This is a genomic window from Chitinophaga sp., from assembly GCF_017745275.1.
In the GTDB taxonomy this organism is placed as follows: domain Bacteria; phylum Bacteroidota; class Bacteroidia; order Chitinophagales; family Chitinophagaceae; genus Chitinophaga.
In genome coordinates this window covers 261,678-281,140 of sequence record NZ_JAGHZS010000002.1, presented here as the reverse complement: position 1 = coordinate 281,140, position 19,463 = coordinate 261,678, and the positions used below count along the sequence as shown (strand labels likewise).

The following is a 19,463-nucleotide window of genomic DNA, read 5'->3' as shown; positions in this document are numbered from 1 at the left end:
TGATAAATTCAAAATCCGTACATTTCAGAAGGATCTATAAAACGTATCTTATATACTATATCCATTCCCGTTATGAATCACGAACATTCACTCAGAAGCAGCCATTGGTTTGCCCGTGAAGGTAAAGATGGCTTTATCTACCGCGCCTGGCTTAAGAAGCAGGGCATCCCCGCTCACGAGCTGGAAGGAAAACCTATTATTGGCATTTGTAATACCTGGTCGGAGCTAACGCCCTGCAATTCTCATTTCAGGGAACTGGCAGAAGCGGTAAAGCGGGGTGTATTGGAAGCTGGCGGTTACCCGCTGGAGTTCCCGGTGATGTCTTTAGGTGAAACGCTCATCAAGCCTACGGCCATGTTATACCGCAACCTGGTAAGTATGGATGTGGAAGAATCTATCCGCGCCAACCCCATGGATGGGGTGGTTTTACTCTGCGGATGCGACAAAACCACACCCGCCCTGGTGATGGGCGCCTGTAGTGTAGACCTGCCTACTATCGTGGTATCCGGCGGCTCTATGCTTACCGGGAGGCACCGGGGACAAGCCATCGGTACCAGCGATATCTGGCGCTTCAGTGAAGCCGTAAGATCCGGACGCATGACCAATGAAGAACTGATGATGGCCGAAGCCGGTATGTGCCGCAGCGACGGCCACTGCGCCGTTATGGGCACCGCCTCCACCATGGCCTGCATGGTGGAATCGCTGGGGCTTTCTCTCCCGCAAAATGCCGCTATTCCCGCCGCAGATGCCGCCCGCAAAGTACTGGCACAGCTCTCCGGCAATGAAATCGTGAAAATGGTGAAGGAAGACCGGCGACTCTCCCACATCCTCACCCGGCAAGCTTTTGAAAACGCCATCCGTGTAAACGCTGCTATTGGCGGTTCCACCAACTTTGTACTGCACCTGCTCGCCATTGCAGGACGCATGGGCATTGAACTTGACCTGCAGGATATGGATACCTTCTCTGCCAACATCCCCCTGATTGCCAACCTGCAACCTTCAGGGAGTTATTTCATGGAAGATCTATACTATGCCGGCGGATTGCCAGCCGTGATCAATATCCTGCTCCATCACCTGCATAAAGATTGCCTGACCGCTAACGGCAAAACCATCGGCGCTAATTATGCCCATGCCGTTAGTTATAACAACGACGTGATTGCACCACTGGATAAACCTTTTAATACGGTATCCGGCATTGTAGTGCTAAAAGGAAATATCTGCGAAGAAGGCGCTGTGATCAAACCTTCCGCCGCCAGTCCGCACCTGATGCAGCATACCGGGAAAGCCGTGGTATTTGAAGATATTGACGATTATAAAAAACGGATCGATGATCCTGCGCTGGAGGTAGATGAAAACAGCATCCTGGTGCTCAAGAATGTGGGCCCCAAAGGCTATCCCGGCATGCCGGAGGTAGGTAACCTGGGACTCCCGTCCAAACTACTGGCTAAAGGCGTTACCGATATGGTGCGTATCTCCGACGGCCGTATGAGCGGCACAGGATTTGGCACCGTGGTACTCCATGTATCGCCGGAAGCGGCTACCGGCGGCACACTTGCCATCCTGCGCGACGGCGATGTAATTACACTGGATGTGCAGCAGCGCCGCCTGCATGCAGAGTTGTCGCCCGAAGAAATTGCCCGCAGGAAAGCTTCCTGGCAACCCGTGTATCCACAATCCACCCGTGGATATGTGCAACTATATCAGCAACACGTAGAACAGGCACACCTGGGCGCCGACCTCGACTTTCTGAAAGGCGGCTCCGGCAGTGAAGTAACCAGAGATTCACACTAAAATAGCGGTTATGCAATTTGAAAACAAAGTAGCCATTGTTACCGGCGCCGGCCAGGGTATTGGATTTGAAATATGCAAACAACTGGTGCAACGGGGCGCTATCGTGATCCTGAATGATGTTGATGCAACACTGGCCAATACCGCGGCCAATGAAATCACCAGCGCCAGCGGCATTTGTATTGCCATGCCCGGCGATTCCAGTGATGTGACCTTTATCCGGCAAATGGTACAAACGGCCATGAAACGCTATGGCAGCCTGGATATTGTGATTGCCAATGCTGGCATCACCTTATTTGGCGACTTCTTTACCTACACGCCGGATGCCTTCTTCCGCGTGATGCAGGTAAACCTTGGCGGTTCCTTCTTCCTGGCACAGGCGGCCGCTAACCAGATGAAGCAACAACCATCCGGTGGCGCCATCCTGTTTACCTCCTCTGTTACCGGCCACCAGGCGCATAAAGACCTCGCCGCATACGGTATGAGCAAGGCCGCTCTTGAAATGCTGGCGAAAAATTTAGTGATCGAATTGTCACCTCATAACATCACAGTAAATACCATTGCACCCGGCGCCACGCTCACAGAGCGGACCATGGACGATCCCGGCTATGAAAAAACATGGTCGCAATTAACACCGATGGGGCGCCCGGCACATACCATTGATATTGCCAACGCAGCGCTGTTCCTGGTATCAGATATGGCGAGACATATTACCGGGCAAAGTTTGATCATTGATGGCGGCTGGACGAGCATTAGTCCATCACCTTTTTAGTGGAGCGGAAAGCAGAAAGCAGAAAGCAAAAAGCTATTGAAGCGATTGATCAGTGCGGGTGTATGAATTTTATATTCATTCCGCTTTAGTCAATCGCTTCAATAGCTTTTTGCTTTCCGCTTTCTGCTCAATCAACTTCTGCAATCAGCGCCAGGAGCTCTTTGGCGTTTAACCGGCCTGCCTGATCACTGCCTTCGAGCAATTGATCGGCCAGATCACGCTTGCTGTTGTGCAGTTCAATAATTTTTTCTTCAATGGTATGTTGCGCCACCAGCCTATAAATGGTAACGGGCCTCGTTTGTCCGATCCGATGCGCACGGTCAGAGGCCTGCTCTTCAATAGCCGGATTCCACCATGGATCCATATGGATCACATAATCCGCCGCAGTTAAGTTCAGCCCTAATCCGCCTGCCTTTAAACTGATCAGGAATAACTGCGCTTTGCCTGCCTGGAAGTCCTTCACCAGCTTATCGCGCTGCGACATAAGCGTGCTGCCATCCAGGTAGCAATAAGTAATACCCATGGCCAGCAAGGCTTCTTTCACTATGTCCAGGTGTTTTACAAACTGGCTGAATACCAGCGCCCGGTGATTATTGGCTACCAACTCAGTTACTATCTCTTTAAATACCATTAATTTGGAAGATGGGATATCGCTTTCTGCATCCACCATCTGCGGGTTACAAGCCGCCATGCGCAAGCGGCTGATCTCTGCCAGCGCACGGATATGCTGTTGCGCCACACCTCCTTCCGTTGCTTTGATATTCTCCAGCGCTTTGCGGCGCAGGGCTTCATAAAACGCCGCTTCATCCGGCGATAAACTCACCAGCTTCAGGATCTCCGTTTTTGGTGGCAGCTCATCCAATACCCCCGTTTTAGTACGACGCAGGATAAACGGCGCCAATAATTTCTTCAAATGCTGTTTCACGGCGCTTTCGGGGTTACGCACCGAGGGGAACACAAACTGTTTATTAAAATGATCCAATGTACCCAGCAAGCCTGGGTTCAGGAAATTAAACAGGTTCCAGATTTCGCCCATGTGGTTTTGTATAGGCGTTCCCGTTAGCATGAGCTTAAATCCTGCCTGTAGCGACATGGCCGCTTTCGATGTTTTGGTTTGAAAGTTTTTGATGGTGTGTGCTTCGTCCAGCACCACTGTAGGCCATTTCACAGAACACAATAATTTTTCTTCTGCCTGCAGCAAGCCATACGTGGTGATCACCACATCAAAGGGGCCGGCACTTTTCACCAACTTAGACCGATGCCCTGTATGCAGGTAAATTACATTCAGTGAAGGAGCAAAGCGGTTGATTTCATTGCGCCAGTTATTCACTACAGAAGCCGGACATACTACCAGCGCCGCGCCCTGCTCACCGCGATGCAGCAACAAAGCAATTGCCTGAATGGTTTTGCCGAGGCCCATATCATCAGCCAGGCAGGCACCAGCTCCCCAGGCCGCCAGGTGTGTCATCCAGCGGAAACCTTCTTCCTGGTAAGGACGCAGCGTAGTTTGCAAAGTACCCGGTACCGGCGCCACCAGCTCCATGGCTTCGGTACGCCGGCGGGCGAAAGCTTTCCAGGCAGCATCTGTAGTCACCTGCCCAGCCTGTTCCAGCAACTCCTCCAGCACTGTGGCCGCAAATGGCTGTATGCTTACCGTATGACGATCGATATGTGCCACACTGGACATTTCGTTGAGGCGTTTACGTAAGTCGGCCGAAAGCGCCAGGTACTCGCCATTTTGCAGGGCAACAAACCGTTGCTTCACGGTACGACTGGTATCCAGCAAATCTTTCAACGCCAGTACTGTCAGCTCATCTACCTTTAGTTCACCATCGGCCATAAACCAATGGTCTTTTTCTTTCAGCGAAATACTCAGGTGGGCAAAGCCGGCCGATTGCGTTACTTTATATCGTTCTCCTTCCGGCCATTCGGCCCTGACCAACGAAGGATTGTCCTTAATGATCTCCAGTAATTGCAGGCAATCCAGCGGATCTTCAAAGATGATAGTATCATCCGACAGCTCCTGTGAAATAGTTCCCTGTATAAGATTCAGTAACGTGGTGACATTACTTTTTTCTTTCGCCAGGTCACGTACCGCCTGCCAGCGTTCACCATTGCTGATACCGATAATATGATGCGCACCGGCACCGGGCTTGCAGTACGGCGGGTCCATCGTAAAGGGCTTCACGTATAAACCAGCTTTCAGCCCATCCCCCAGTGGCAACAGTTGTATCACGATGCGTGAATCCGCCGGGCGCTTGCTGATATTAGCCGTCATATCGCCCATATCAGCATGGATGGTGAGGTGTGCACCAATACTTTTCAATACCTGTACCAGCTTGTCTTTCCCGGAGGCAGGCACCAGCGGAATCTGTTGCAATGTTTGCAGTACACGGCGCTGCTGGGCAGTGAGACTGATTATTTTTAAGCGTGTATTGGTTTCTTTCACGAAAACCGTTTCGCTGATATAGTCGTTAATGTTAGCACTAAACGTATAGCCGTGATCGTTTTTATTCACACTAAGCTCCGGCTGTGCTTTGATCACTTCTACTGATATGGTGGGATCATCTGCGGAAAACAACAACGGATGCCCTGCAATCTCCTGCCATACAGTTTCTGCAAAGGAATAAGATTCGCCGTCGTAGTTATAGTAGTGATCTTTCTGCACGGTGTTCCCTATACGAAAATCCTGTTCCGTCATGGCTTCTGCCTTTCCTTCCTTCAGTTTCTTCAGGGCTACATTCCTGCCGGCACTCCAACTGCTGCCCTGGGCCGATTGTAATACCGGTTGAATTTTATAGTCGTCGAAGTCGATCAGGTAAATTAACCGGGACGCATTGACATTTTTCTCTTTTTTAGTAAGATGACTATCTGCTCCCAACATGGTGTTCAGCAATCGTTCCCAGTCGGGTGTTTGCTCCATCTGTGAAAATACCGGTGGCTGGCCTATGATCGTGGCGGCCTCCCGGAACTGGCTTTCATAGCCTATGTAATCATCTCCCTTAAATAAATATAAATATTCGTAGGTCAGTAACCGGTAGTGACGCTCCATACCGGTACTCAACAGGTTACCCGCCTGCGGACTAAACGTGCGTAATAATTTGCTTTTAGGATGCATAAGCTGCACACACAGGATAGACAGGTAACTCAGCAAATGACTGCCACCTCCTTCCAGTAAAATCAGCAACAGGTTATCCGCTTTTTCCCGGCGACCGGCATGGTAATGCAGCAGGCAGACAGCGGGGGTAAAAGCAGGAGATAACTTCCGTTCATAGGCGGCGATTATTTTGGCTATCAGCGGATTCACTTTCTCACCGGGCATTACCGCCAGGGTAAATGCATAATAAAAAGCAAACAGTGGTGATAAAGGCAGGGTGTTTTTTTTGTCGTGTTGCCGTTGACGTTTGATCCCTTTCTCAAACTGTGCCAGGGCTTTTTCCGGGGCGTCGCTATACAACGATATCACCGCCTGCGTATACCAGTCGTCAGCCGACTGGTCTGCTGCCGGGATATTTAAATGTCCCTGTACCAGGGATAATTCCGGGAAAGCCACCGCATATTGCTGACGAAACGCCTCCAGTTCCGCTACTGGCAACATTTTCAGCAGGTTAAACTTCAGTGCGAACAAAGCCATTTTGTTGACACTTTCCTCACTGAAAAATGACAGTAGCCCTGCATAGGCAGGGAAATACAACAAGTACGATAAATATGACTGGTACTCGTCCAGTTCCAGCTCCAGCCGCCTGATGGGAGCCGCCAATAAAAACCGGTCGCCCGTAAAATAAGCAGTGAGCAGTTCCTGGAGGTCCTGCAACCGGCCACTGGTGGTATAAAAAGCGTGCACCGCCACCCGGGTGCGTCCCTGCAGGGAGGCATATTTAGGGTCTGCAATATTTTTTGGAAACAGGATAAAGTTCAATTCCGGTATCAACGAGTAGTTACCGGTTACCTGTTTGACCACCAACCCAGCGGTAATTAGTTGTTTAATTATTGCGCTGATGTCAGGCCCCTTCATTTCCTGCACCTGGTTCACCGCATCTGTGATGGTAAATGTTTCTAACGGATAGAGATATACCGACATCACGTCCATGACCAGCCGGGCATGGGCTTCCTGTGATTCATATTGCTGCAGGTAGTAGCTTTCATTTACCATGGCAGCAAATTTAGCGGATTATAAGGAGTACCTGTTTTATAAATCCGCAAAATTATTTTTCTGCCGTGGCAACCTTTTCATTGTTTTTTGCGAATAAGCATACATATCGGATAGTACCTCCTGCTGATGTTGCAGCAGGTAAGCGCCTATTCATCTATTATCTCAAAAAATTTTAATCAATATGAACTGCGTAAGAAACACCTTTTTCGCATGGATAGCTATGTCCGGAATAGTAGCATTCAGCGCCTGTGGCGGAAATGATAACAACAACCCGGATAAGCCGGCGCCAAAGCCGGTTGTACAACTCAGCACCAGCGCTACGCTTGGCGCACACATCACCGACGTAGACGGTAACTCGCTGTACTATTTCTCCAACGACTTTGACGGTGCCAACCACTGTGCCGGCGGATGTGCAGCAGTATGGCCTATCTACTATGCCGGCGATAACCTTGCCCAGGCCGCACTCGGCACAGGGTTAGACATTAAAGACTTCGGCAGCATCACCACTACAGATGGCAAAAAACAAACTACTTACAAAGGCTGGCCATTGTATTACTACGCACCTAACGTGAACGGCACCAACGTACGCGAAGCCGCCGGTGAAACAAAAGGTGAAGGCGTAGGCAACATTTGGTTTGTGGCCAAAACCGACTACACTATTCAACTGGTGAATGCCCAACTGGTAGGCGCCGACGGCAAAAACTACCTGGCAGATCATACGGAAGGAAACGGTAAAACGCTTTACTTCACCGATGGCAAAGGCGTTACCCTCTATGCTTTCAGCATAGATAAATTCAATGTCAACAAATTTACCAAACCAGATTTCTCCAATAATGCCATCTGGCCGATCTATGAAACAGATCAGATTGTGGTGCCATCCATTCTGGATAAAACGCAGTTTGGCAGTATCACTGTATTCGGGAAAAAGCAACTGACTTATAAAGGGTGGCCACTATATTACTTTGGGCAGGATGCCGGCGTAAGAGGTGCCAATAAAGGTGTGAGCGTTCCAGCACCAGGCGTATGGCCGGTAGTCACTAAAGATGTGGCTGCCGCACCACAGCCGTAATTTGAATTACGAATTACGAATTACGGATTTGTGGGTAGAGAGTAAATGCTAATAATAACATTCGCTATTATCTACCCACAAATCCGTAATTCGTAATTCGTAATTCGTAATTTTTCTCCTACTCTCTCCGGCTTTCTACGGTATACACGAAACTATCTGCGCGATAGTAGCCGAGGTTATATTCAATGGGGCGTTCGCCCTGGTCGTATACAAAACGTTTCCTGAAAAGGATGGGGCTACCCGGTTCCAGTTCCAGTTTGGCGGCAATAAATTTATCGGCTGTTTTGGCGCTGATTTCTTCTTTAGACAAGGTGGCTATTGCCATGTAATCCTTTTCCAGTATATCATACAGGGGGCGCTTGAAGTCTTCTTCTCCGGTGAGTCCCACGCGGGGATGGAAATACGAGATGAAATAAACGAAAGGTCCTTCTGCTTTGCCTCTCAGGCGCTCCAGTTTTAATACTTTTTTATCAGGGCTGATTTCGAAAAAGTTGGCGATGGTTTCATCGGGCAGTACCCAGGTAACGTGCAGTTCAAAGTTTCGGATCGTAATTCCGCGGGCGGTCATTTCCTGGGTAAAGCTGAGCCAGTTTTTGGATTTAGAGCTGATGGCGGCTTCCGCTACTTTTGTTCCTACGCCTTTTTTGCGGGTCAGCAGTCCCTCGTATACGAGTTTATTTAGTGCATGACGTAAGGTAGATCTGGAGATAGCCAGTTGTTTTGCCAACTGTACTTCATTGGGTAAAAACTTCCCTCCGGCATATTGCGGGTCTTTGATCATGTTTCGCAACAGGTTCTCGGCCTGGATGTGCAGCGGTAAAGGATTTTTATGATCTATGCTTAGGTTCATGCCTGCAAAGCAAACGGAAAATAACTAAAAAAACAATTTTAGCCGGGGTATTTTACCGAATATGTATGGTCGCCGGCCTGTATGACAATCGATGTCATTTTTTTCTACCTCCCCGAACAATTAGCGCCCGAATATGTTATAATCAATTCATTCACAGCATAATAAACCGACTGATCCCTGTGAAAAACTTTTCTTGCATTAGTAAATTTATGTTTATATGTTTGTACATGATATCCGGGGCCACATTATGAAAAAACTGATTCCCATAATTGCAGGTATTACCCTTCCTGTTTTCTTCGCAGAAAGCATGCATGCCCAAAGTAAGTCACCCGGGGTCCTGGCGTCGTCTATTCTCAAAGACTCCCAGCTGGATACTATTCAAGCCCGCGCTTTACGATTACTCACCGGTTTTTCCGCCGGCACATCCTATGGAGAAGTTTGGATCAGGGATTTTAATACGTTCATCAACGGTTCCATGCAGGTGTTTCCGCGTGACACCATCAAAGACAGGTTACTCCTGTTTTTCAAAATGCAGGGAGATGATGGCGATATTGTAGACGGCATGATCAGCAAAGAAAAAGCGCATGTAGGTTACCCGTATCGTTATGCAGCGATGGCGCCAGGATGGGCCGCGCATAAAAACACCGTGGAAACGGACCAGGAATCTTCCCTCATACAGGCGGTCAGCAAATATGTAATTGCTACCGGCGACCAGCAGTTTCTTTTTTTAGCCCTTAGTGATAAAACGATTTTGCAACGCATGGAGTGGGCTTTGGAGTATGTCCTTCAACACCGTTGGTCGGAAAAATATGGCCTGGTTACCGGGGCTACTACCGTCGACTGGGGAGATGTACAACCGGAAACCGGATGGGGCGTAGCCATTAATGACAAAACCAAATGGGCAATCGACGTGTATGACAATGCCATGTTTGTGATAGCCATAGAAAACCTGCTGGCCATAAAACCCGCCAGCTATAAAATGTCCCGCAACTGGCAACAGGTAGCCGACGGGATCCGGAAAAATGTACGCAAATACCTGTGGGACCCAACTGCCCAAAAATATATTCCACACCTCTACCTCGATGGCAGTCCTTTTTCTCCCTCCTTCAATGAAAAATCGATTTTAGTCACCGGTGGTTCTGCCTGTGCAATACTCGCCGGATTTAATACCAAAGCAGAAATTGCCAACATCAACCAACAAATGATGCAGGCTGCTGCAAAAGAAAAGTTCGCCACCATCGGCATAACGGTGTATCCTCCCTACCCGGCAAAGGAATTCCCGAATATGCATCCCTACGTGTATCAAAACGCAGGCGACTGGACCTGGTTTGGCGGACGTATGATACAAGCCCTTATTAAAAATGGATTTATACAGGAAGCTGTTGATGAGCTTAAACCCATGACCAATCGTGTTATTGCTCACAATGGATTCTACGAATGGTACGATGTTCAGACAGGCACACCGAAAGGATCAGGAGATTTCAGGGGAGAAGCAGGCGTTTTACTGGATGCGATCACGTTGCTGAAAAAATGGGCAACCTATCACACACACCAGTAAAGATTCCCGCTGTTCATTTGTTATTTATTCACCCTCAACCAAATCTGATTAAAAACTATGATTCAGCTCTGATCAACTTGTTTAAATGGAGGATCCATGTAAAAAGCTATCCTGCCATTATCTTTTATTGAACGATTTATCAGTTATTATCTTATCAGCTCTGATCACTTGTTTGAAAGGGGGATTCCACGTAAAAAGCAATCCTACCCACTATCTTTTTGTTAAAACGATTTACCGGCTATTATTCCATCATTTCTAAAGACTTGTTATGAAAGCAAAACTTGTTTACATGCTTGCATGTCTACTATTGTCCATGCACGCAATGGCCCAGATTAAAATAAGTGGCAAGGTCACCAATTCTGCAGACGGGAGTGAAATCCCTAATACTACCGTTGCCATTAAAGGTACCTCGAAAGGTACTATTGCAGATGCCCACGGCGTATATACATTACAGGTACCCGACGGCAATGCGGTGCTTGTATTTTCCTTTACAGGATTTGCCACGAAAGAAGTAACGGTAGGTAACCAAACCGTCATCAACGTTTCCCTCTCGGAGCAAGCGAATACGCTGAATGACCTGGTGGTGATTGGTTACGGTTCCGTAAAAAAATCTGATCTCACCGGTGCGGTGGCATCTCTCAAAGCAGAACAGATCATGGATGCTCCAGTACCTAATATTTCACAGGCGTTACAAGGTAAACTACCCGGCGTTGATGTTAACATTAACAGTAGTGCACCCGGGCAGGCCGCCAAGGTACGCATCAGGGGTATTGGTTCTATCAACTCTTCCCTTGATCCACTGTACGTGGTAGATGGTGTAGCCGGTGTAGATGGTAATGCCATCAACCCGAACGACATTGCCTCTATAGAAGTATTAAAAGATGCATCCTCTACCGCCATCTATGGTGCCAGAGGTGCCAATGGTGTAATTATGATCACCACCAAACGTGGTAAGGCTGGTCCTACGCAGGTGAGCTACCAGGGCGATGTAAACGTGAGCACCCTCGCCCGCCATCTCAGAACACTGAATTCAGATGAATTTGTAAAAGTGTATAATGATGCATTTGTAAACGCCACCAAGTTTGATCCGCAGCATGGCACCTGGGCGCCGCCTAAAGCACTCAATCACCAAAATTTTCCGCTGCTTTTTGATGCCAACGATAAACCTCTTTATAACACCAACTGGGAAAAGGAAACCTATAAACCAGCCGTTTCTAACAGCCACCAGCTGAACTTCCAGGGTGGTAACGACAAAATACTGTATAGTGCTTCCCTCGGATTCCTGGATCAGAATGGTTTAATGACCCAATCCTGGTACAGAAGATATTCCGCCAGGCTCACCTTCGACGATGATGTAAAATCATGGTTGAAAATAGGTGGTAGCCTGAATATCATTTCCGGCAAACAAAGATTGATATCTGATGGTAACGGCTCCCTGAACGTAGCCAGGATGGTAACAGAAGAAGTACCCATTGTACCGGTAAGATATCCGGACGGCACCTGGGCCGGCAACAATGACATTGCCGGTCTTGAAGGAGGTCCTAACCCGGTACACATTGCACAAAACAGGTATACCCTGAATAATATGCAACATACATTGGGTAATATCTACCTGTTGTTCCACCTGACCAAAGAACTGGATTTCAAAACAGACTTTGGTTATGACCTGGTAAGTACCAAAGCCAACTATTACTCTGCAGGTGACTTGCCTCACCTGTCGCAGGACCAGGGCGGTGTAGCCAAAATCACCAACGACTACAACAAATACTGGCAATCAGAAAGTTATTTCACCTATAACAAACAATTCAATAGCAATAACAGCTTAAATGCCGTTGCAGGTCTCTCCTTCATCAAATATTCCGGCGAAAACAGCCTGGTAGAAACACAAAACTTCCTGTCGGATTATTTCCAGTGGAATAGCCTGGGCGCAGGTTCTGTACGCTCTAACGCTACCTCGCTGACTACTCCATGGGATATGAACTCTTACTATGCACGTGTTAACTATAGCCTGCATAATAAATACCTGTTCACGGCTACCGGCAGGTATGATGGTTCATCTAAATTCAGTAAGGAAAAACAATTTGCGTTCTTCCCTTCCGTTGCTTTTGCATGGCGTATGTCTGAAGAAGAATGGCTGAAGCACAGCAACTTTGTTAACAACCTGAAAGTCCGTACCAGTTATGGTCTTTCCGGTAACCAGGAAATCGGGCAGTTCCAGAATGTACCACAGTACAGACCTGATCAAACCGTTATAGGTGGTGCCAACCAGCCGGTCATTGTACCAGGCTACATTGGCAACCCTAACCTGAAATGGGAAAAATCCAACCAGTTCGACGGGGGCGTGGAATTGTCTGTGTTGAAAAGCCGCATTAACCTGAACGTGGATGTATACACCCGTACTACCAAAGACCTGCTGCTGGCAGCGCCTATTCCATGGTCTGCCGGTATGTATAATGCCAATGTATACAAAAACGTAGGTTCCGTAAGAAATACCGGTATAGAAGTCAACCTGAATACGATCAATATTCAACGCCCTGACTTCACCTGGAGTACCAACTTCATTTTTGCTTCCAATAAAAATCAAATCTTAAAGCTCAATGAAGGCAATGCGGACATTTTCCCGGGTCCTAACTTCCTCGGACAAACGAACGTATTGCGGGTAGGTGAGCCTATTGGTTCTTTCTATGGCATGACGCGTTTAGGTACTTATGGTACCAGTGAAGCAGCCGAAGCAGCCAAACATGGCCTGATGCCCGGCGACCGCAAATATGTATATGATGCCAACGGCAACGCTGTATATAGCATCATTGGCCGCGCTTATCCAAGGTGGACCGGTACATTCAGCACCAACTTTAAATACAAAGGATGGGATTTAACCTGCGATATCCGTTTTGTACAAGGCGTGAATACTGCGGCTACTTTTAAACATTCCACGGAAGACCGTCAGACACTGGCCAACAGCCTGGCTACCGTATTGAATGCGTGGACACCTGAAAACCAGAATACCTCCATTGCCCAGGTACGCAGCTACAAATTCACCCAGGATTCTCACTTTGATACCTGGTGGGTAGAAGATGGCTCTTACATCCGTGGTCAGAACTTCACCTTAGGTTACTCTTTCCCGGATGCTTTCCTGAAAAGAAGCCATATCAGCAAATTCCGTATATACGCCAGCGTGCAAAATCTCTTCGTGATCACCAAGTATACTGGTTATGATCCGGAAGTAGATACCTTCACCAGCACCTATGGCTCTAACACCGGCTTTTCCCAGAACCTTGACTTCTTCCCTTATCCCCGCCCGCGTGTGTGGAACCTGGGTGTAAATGTCAACTTCTAGCCATTTACGTATAACCGGAACGGTGATATCATTTAGTGAATTAAAACATCTGAAAATGAAAACGACAAAACATATATTAATAGCGTTGCTGGTGTTGTTCAGTTACTCCTGCAAAAAGTTCCTGGATGAAAAACCCACGAACTTCCTCACGCCGGACGCGGATCTTACCAGCCCGAAAGTAGCCACTGCCTTTACATTGGGATGTTATCAAAACCTGCAGGGATTAGTATATGGCCAACCCTCTTCTTATGGTGGTAATACTTACAACCTGATGGAGTTTATGACTGGTAAAGCCGGCAGCGACCTGGGACAAACAGGTTTTGCCACCTTCCAGAATCTCCTGTACAACAACACTTCATTTTATGTAGATACCTGGTGGCAACGTTTATACCTGGGCATAGGTGCCTGCAACCTGGCGATTCAGAATATTCCGAAAGCCATACAACCGGCCACCACTACCACCAATCAACTGGCTACCGCCAAAACGTTGCGGGCATTATATTATTTCTACCTGGTACGGCTATACGGGGCAGTTCCAAAAGTAACGGTGGTGCCTACAGTGCCAACGGCTCCTAATCTGAATTTGCCGCGTACGCCCGCCAAAGCCATATACGACAGCATCATTATTCCAGACCTGCAGGAAGCCGCCAAATCCACCCTGCCCTGGAAAGACGCTTCCGGCCAGGTGACTATGAGTTTGGTGCAAACACTGCTGGCTGATGTATATCTCACGTACGCAGGCGCTGCCATCAACGGAGGAAATCAATACTATGCTTTGTCTGCCGCAGCTTCCAAAGCAGTTATCACCAACAGTGGCGCCTCTCTCTTTACCAGCTACACAGATATGAACAACCCAGCTAATAAGAACGGCGGCGAGTTCATATTCCAGGTACAGTTTGCAGCATCCGTGCCAGCGCCTAACCCATTAACAGCTTTGACGATTCCGAACTACGCCGGTATCTCCAAATATTCTGATGAATACGGATCCGTATATCCTACGCCTCAGTTTATAAAGTCGTTCGCACCGGGCGACAAACGCGTACAGGAAAGGCAGTTCTTCTATACGAAGTACAAAAAAATCAACAGTGCGGATACTGTTACTTTCAGGAACACATACATCTACAAGTTCTTTGATTCCCTGGCCGTAGTCACCACTGCCAAGTCGGATCTGAACTACACCGTATACCGCCTGGCCGATGTATACCTGATGTATGCAGAAGCGTCTAACCGTGCAGAAGGCGCTCCTAACGCAGATGCGCTCAACTATGTGAAAGCCATCCGTACCCGCGCCAAGCTGGGACCACTGCCCGCAAATATGTCGCAAACCGATTTCGAACACGAAGTATGGCTGCAACGGTACTTTGAACTGTGCTTTGAAAACAAAATGTGGTTCGATATGATCCGCACCCGGAAAGTACATAATGATGTTACCGGCAACTGGGATGATTTCGTTGGACATACTACCGTGTACGGTGCTACGTTTGCAGCAAAGAACCTGTTGTTCCCCGTTCCTAAACAGGAAATAGATGTGAACCCGAATTTGTTGCCGAATAACCCGGGATTCTAGTAGAGCGGAAAGCAGAAAGCAGAAAGCAAAAAGCTATCGAAGCGATTGACCAGCGCGAGTTTTTGTGCTAATGAGGATTAGACTGATCAAACTGATTTTTATTTTTGATTTTCCGGATTTAGAAAGATGGGAGATTTAAGTGGGTTTATCCGCTTAAATCTCCCATCATCTTTTTTAAATCATTAAAATATACTCAGGCTAATCATGGTTAAGACAAAAAACCGCCCTGGTCAATCGCTTCGATAGCTTTATGCTTTCCGCTTTCTACTTTCGGCTTTCCGCTCAACCTATTTTTCTTCCTTTTTTCAAATATGTATATACATTTGTACATATGAAACATTTACGCACAAAACTCTTGTTTTGGACCTGCATTTTTTCAGGACAACTGTATGCGCAAAGCACACCTGATTCCTTTACCAGCATTGAATTACAGCCTACGTCGGCCTACCTGAATTACCAGGGTGCGGCAGCCAGGATGGTGCACCTGCAATTTGTTGGAGGTAAAAGTTATGCGCCGGCTACCGCCTATATTTCATTTAACGGCCACACAGATAGCGTACAAATACCAGCCAACGCAGCGGGGATAAGTAGCTACGAACTGCCGGTACCCGGAGCACCGGTACAACAAAATACGGAGCTGCAGGTACGTTATGTCGGCGGGAAAACTGCGTTCCGCGCCAGTTGTACAGTAACACCCGCCAGGCAATGGAAGGTATATGTAATGCCGCACTCGCATGTAGACATCGGTTATACCGACGTACAGGAAAAGGTGCTCGCTATTCACATGAACAATATCGACGAAGCCATTAAGATAGCCGCCCGCACCGCCAATTACCCGCCGGCGGCCCGCTTCAAATGGAATACAGAAGCCCTGTGGGTAGTAGATCAATACCTGGCCCGTGCCAGCGATGAAAAAAAACAAACCTTCCGCGACGCCGTTAAAAAGGGATGGATTAATCTCGATGGCAGCTACGCCAATACCAACACCAGCGCTACCAGCTCTGCACAACTATTACAACTGTTTTATACCGGCGCCAAACTGGCAAAAGATTACGGCATGACGATCCATACCCTGTTCCAGGGGGATGTACCCGGCGCCACCTGGGGACTCAGCAGTCAGGCCAATATCACCGGCATTAAATATTTTCTCAGCGCCCCCAACGCTTCCGATCGCATCGGCAGCGCAGACCTGTGGCGTGATAAGCCTTTCTATTGGCGGGATGCCTCCGGTACTGCTTCCCTCCTCTTCTGGCAGGTATCTCCTTACTCTATCGGCTATACGCTGAAAGGAAGTAAAATCCCCAACTTCTTTACCATACCGGATCCTAAACCGTACTATACGGGTAAGCCCAGCGAGAATTTTCTCAACCCTTACCTGTTCGATTATCTCTCTAACCTGGAAAACAGTTCATTCCCCTATGATATGACCCTGCTCACCTGGGCCATGAGCGACAACGCGCCAATAGACCCCGAACTGCCCGACGCAGTAAAAGCATGGAATGAGCGGTATGCATCTCCCCAACTCATTATTACCTCCGTAAAACAATTCTTTACCGATTTTGAAACAGCCTGGAAAGAGAAGATTCCCGTGATGTCCGGCGACTACTCCGAATACTGGACCGATGGTATCGGCTCCGCCGCCCGTGAAACAGCTATTAACCGCAATGCATCCGACCGGCTGCAACAAGCCGGCGCCATCTGGGCACTACGTCATAAGCCCGGTTATCCCGCAGACTCTTTTCATCGTACCTGGACCAACCTGCTGCTGTTCAATGAGCATACGTGGGGCGCCTATAACAGCGTATCAGACCCGGCAGATCCGAAAGTTATATCGCAATGGGCCTACAAGCAAGCTTTTGCCCTGCAGGCACAAAGCGGCTCCCAACAGTTGCTGGCACTCAGCACCAGCGGCGCTGCCAACACTACGGCCACCAACACGGTGGATGTGTATAATACCATCGATCACGCCCGGCACACGCTGGTTACCATTCCCGCCGCACTCAGTACCGCCGGCGATCTCGTAAAAGATGCACAGGGGCATATATTGCCCTCACAGCGACTCAGCACCGGGGAACTGGCATTTCAAACTACCCTCCCGCCGTTCTCCAAACAACGGTTTACCATCCATCCCGGTAAGGCAGCGGTAACACAACAGGCCAGCGTAAGTGATAGCAGCCTCGAAAATGGTATCTATTCCATCCGGGTAAATAAACACACGGGCAACATCAGCACATTGCTTAAAAAGGGCTTTAAAATGAATTTTGCAGATGGCGCCGGTTTAAATCAATACAACTACCTGCCCGGCGACAGCGCTGAAAAGGTACAATTCAATGGGCCCGCTACGATAACAATCAAAGAAAAAGGGCCACTGGTGGTGAGCCTGCTGGTGAACAGTGCCGCTCCCAGCGCCCGTTCCCTGCAACGGGAAATCAGGCTCACCGCCGGAGAAGACCGCATCACCCTTATCAACACCATCGATAAAATAGCGATCGGCGACAAAGAAAGCGTGCATTTTGCCTTTCCTTTCCGCCTGCAAAACGTGCAGGTAAGATATAGCATTCCATGGGGCAGCATCCGGGCGGAAGCTGACCAGTTGCCACATACTAACCGTAACTGGTATACGCAGCAACGCTGGGTAGATGTTTCCAACACTGAAGCCGGGGTTACCTGGAGCAGCCCGGATGCGCCGCTGTTTGAAATAGGACAATATCCAACCGCCGGCCTGCTGGAAAGCTTGCACCACTCACCACTCTGGATCGATTCTATGAAACAACAACCCCTCATCAGCTCCTGGGTGATGAACAATTTATGGCATACCAATTTCCGCAGGGACCAGGAGGGGCTAACAACTTTCCGCTACTTCCTACAGGTACATGGCGCCTTCAACGCTGCCGCTGCGAATGCCAGCGGACTGGAAAATCATCAGCCACCTGTAGTAGTTCCGGCTACCGGACCTGCTACAGAAAGCCTGTTTTTTACCATCAGTAACCCCGATGTATATACTGAAAATATCTATCCGGCCAAAGATGGCCAGGGCGTAATACTGCAACTGGTGAATACCGCCGCTCACAGCAGCAGCGTTACACTTACGCCTAAAAACAAAAAAACGAAGCTGCAGATAGTAACCTGCGATTTATTGGAAAACACACAACAATCGCTGCCCGGCACATTTAGCATTCCCGGCAAGGGCATTATCATGATTAGGGTGCATTAAGGATAAATACACACAAAGAAGCAAAGGGTCAAAGACGCTAAGCGATTTTTTTAGCGTCTTTGATCCTTTGCTTCTTTGCGTGAACTTTATCCTTTACGCTCTTCAAACAACGGCCGCGGATCAAAAACAACCCGGAACAAGCTGATTTTATTATCTTTCAGCTCATACCAGCCGCTGCAAAAAATAGTTTTGTCTCCCATATTAATGTCATAATACAAACTCACATCTGAACCCTCTTCAAATGATTTCTTTACAGTGTACTTGAATTTCATGCGGGACATCTCACTGATATATACATCCGCGCCGGTACGCGTGCCCAATACACCGATAAAAGTCAGGTCATCGTGCAGATACTGCCGTGCAACAGCAAAATCTTCGTTATTTAAGGCGTTAATAAAGGCTAATACTATTTCCCTGGCGCTGTTTGTATTTGTTATCGTTGTCATCATTGCTTTTTTTGTATCACAAAGATCAGCAGTTGCTGGTAGCCGCACCTGTGACGATCGTCACAAAAGAGCAGTTACTCTCTCCTGCCCCGTATCCGGCTCAGGGTTTCTCTTGCCACGCCCAGCCAGGAGGACAAATGCGACAGGGATACACGTTGTAACAATTCGGGGAAGTTGGTTTCCATGTATTCATAACGTTCCTGCCCGGACATGAGTTTATAAATAGCCGCATGTTTCTCCTGCTTCGCGGCAATCATTTGCAGGCATTTTCTGCCTAATACCTGGATATCCGGATCCTGTCCTGCGGCTGCGAATAATAACTGTTTATCGAACTTCACGGCAGTAAGTGGTTCCATGGCCTGTATAGCATACTCCGATGGCTCTCCCTGCCCAAAGCTGCTGACATTGGTAGCCATATCGTTTTCAAAAAAGAAAGCAGTGTTAATATCTTTTCCGTCTTTGTTGTAATAGGCCCTGCAGTATCCCTCACTGATGTAAAACAGCGACTGGCATACTTTTCCTTCTTCCAGCAGGTATTCCCCTTTTTTAAACGTTACAATACTAAGTGCAGGATATAACTGCTCCCAGCTTTTATCTTTAAAGGCAGTGAGTGACCGTATATAAGCTAAAACATTTTTGGCTGCTGCGTTATCAACATCGAACATCTGTAGGTGCTGTTTAAAACAGGAAAGATTGTATTTTCTGAAAG

General features: G+C 48.1%; 11 protein-coding genes. 7 read left to right on the top strand and 4 right to left on the bottom strand.

What is annotated here, in order from left to right:
* Positions 1-72 precede the first annotated feature (72 nt).
* The gene (locus J7623_RS06790; protein ID WP_291918866.1) at positions 73-1,791 is read left to right on the top strand and encodes an IlvD/Edd family dehydratase; all 1,719 of its coding nucleotides are present in this window, start codon (positions 73-75) and stop codon (positions 1,789-1,791) included.
* 10 nt (positions 1,792-1,801) lie between these two features.
* A complete protein-coding gene (locus J7623_RS06785) occupies positions 1,802-2,560 on the top strand; it encodes an SDR family oxidoreductase (protein WP_291918864.1) in 759 nt (252 codons plus the stop codon).
* A gap of 127 nt (positions 2,561-2,687) precedes the next feature.
* On the opposite strand, the gene J7623_RS06780 is transcribed toward J7623_RS06785, so the two are convergent.
* Positions 2,688-6,713, bottom strand: a complete 4,026-nt coding sequence (locus J7623_RS06780; RefSeq protein ID WP_291918862.1) for a DEAD/DEAH box helicase — start codon at positions 6,711-6,713, stop codon at positions 2,688-2,690.
* 181 nt (positions 6,714-6,894) lie between these two features.
* On the opposite strand from J7623_RS06780, the gene J7623_RS06775 reads away from it, so the two are divergent.
* Positions 6,895-7,782: a hypothetical protein gene (locus J7623_RS06775; protein WP_291918860.1), complete on the top strand. Its 888-nt coding sequence runs from the start codon at positions 6,895-6,897 to the stop codon at positions 7,780-7,782.
* A 118-nt stretch (positions 7,783-7,900) separates the two neighbouring features.
* On the opposite strand, the gene J7623_RS06770 is transcribed toward J7623_RS06775, so the two are convergent.
* Complete coding sequence (locus J7623_RS06770) at positions 7,901-8,632, bottom strand: GntR family transcriptional regulator (protein WP_291918858.1); 732 nt, start codon at positions 8,630-8,632, stop codon at positions 7,901-7,903.
* 247 nt (positions 8,633-8,879) lie between these two features.
* Here J7623_RS06770 and J7623_RS06765 point away from each other — a divergent pair, with 247 nt between their 5' ends.
* The 4 genes from J7623_RS06765 (at position 8,880) to J7623_RS06750 (ending at position 18,308) form a co-directional block, all read left to right on the top strand.
* Complete coding sequence (locus tag J7623_RS06765) at positions 8,880-10,190, top strand: hypothetical protein (RefSeq protein WP_291918857.1); 1,311 nt, start codon at positions 8,880-8,882, stop codon at positions 10,188-10,190.
* A 289-nt stretch (positions 10,191-10,479) separates the two neighbouring features.
* Positions 10,480-13,527 carry a TonB-dependent receptor gene (locus J7623_RS06760; RefSeq protein ID WP_291918856.1) on the top strand — a complete coding sequence of 1,016 codons (3,048 nt, stop codon included), beginning with the start codon at positions 10,480-10,482 and terminating at the stop codon, positions 13,525-13,527.
* 55 nt (positions 13,528-13,582) lie between these two features.
* Entirely contained in the window at positions 13,583-15,094 is a 1,512-nt protein-coding gene (locus tag J7623_RS06755) for a RagB/SusD family nutrient uptake outer membrane protein (protein ID WP_291918854.1), read from the top strand.
* 331 nt (positions 15,095-15,425) lie between these two features.
* On the top strand, positions 15,426-18,308 hold the full coding sequence (locus tag J7623_RS06750) for a glycoside hydrolase family 38 C-terminal domain-containing protein (protein WP_291918853.1): 2,883 nt from the start codon (positions 15,426-15,428) through the stop codon (positions 18,306-18,308).
* A gap of 86 nt (positions 18,309-18,394) precedes the next feature.
* On the opposite strand, the gene J7623_RS06745 is transcribed toward J7623_RS06750, so the two are convergent.
* On the bottom strand, positions 18,395-18,754 hold the full coding sequence (locus tag J7623_RS06745; protein WP_291918851.1) for a nuclear transport factor 2 family protein: 360 nt from the start codon (positions 18,752-18,754) through the stop codon (positions 18,395-18,397).
* Positions 18,755-18,828: 74 nt separating this feature from the next.
* Positions 18,829-19,419 carry a Crp/Fnr family transcriptional regulator gene (locus J7623_RS06740; protein ID WP_291918849.1) on the bottom strand — a complete coding sequence of 197 codons (591 nt, stop codon included), beginning with the start codon at positions 19,417-19,419 and terminating at the stop codon, positions 18,829-18,831.
* Positions 19,420-19,463: the final 44 nt, after the last annotated feature.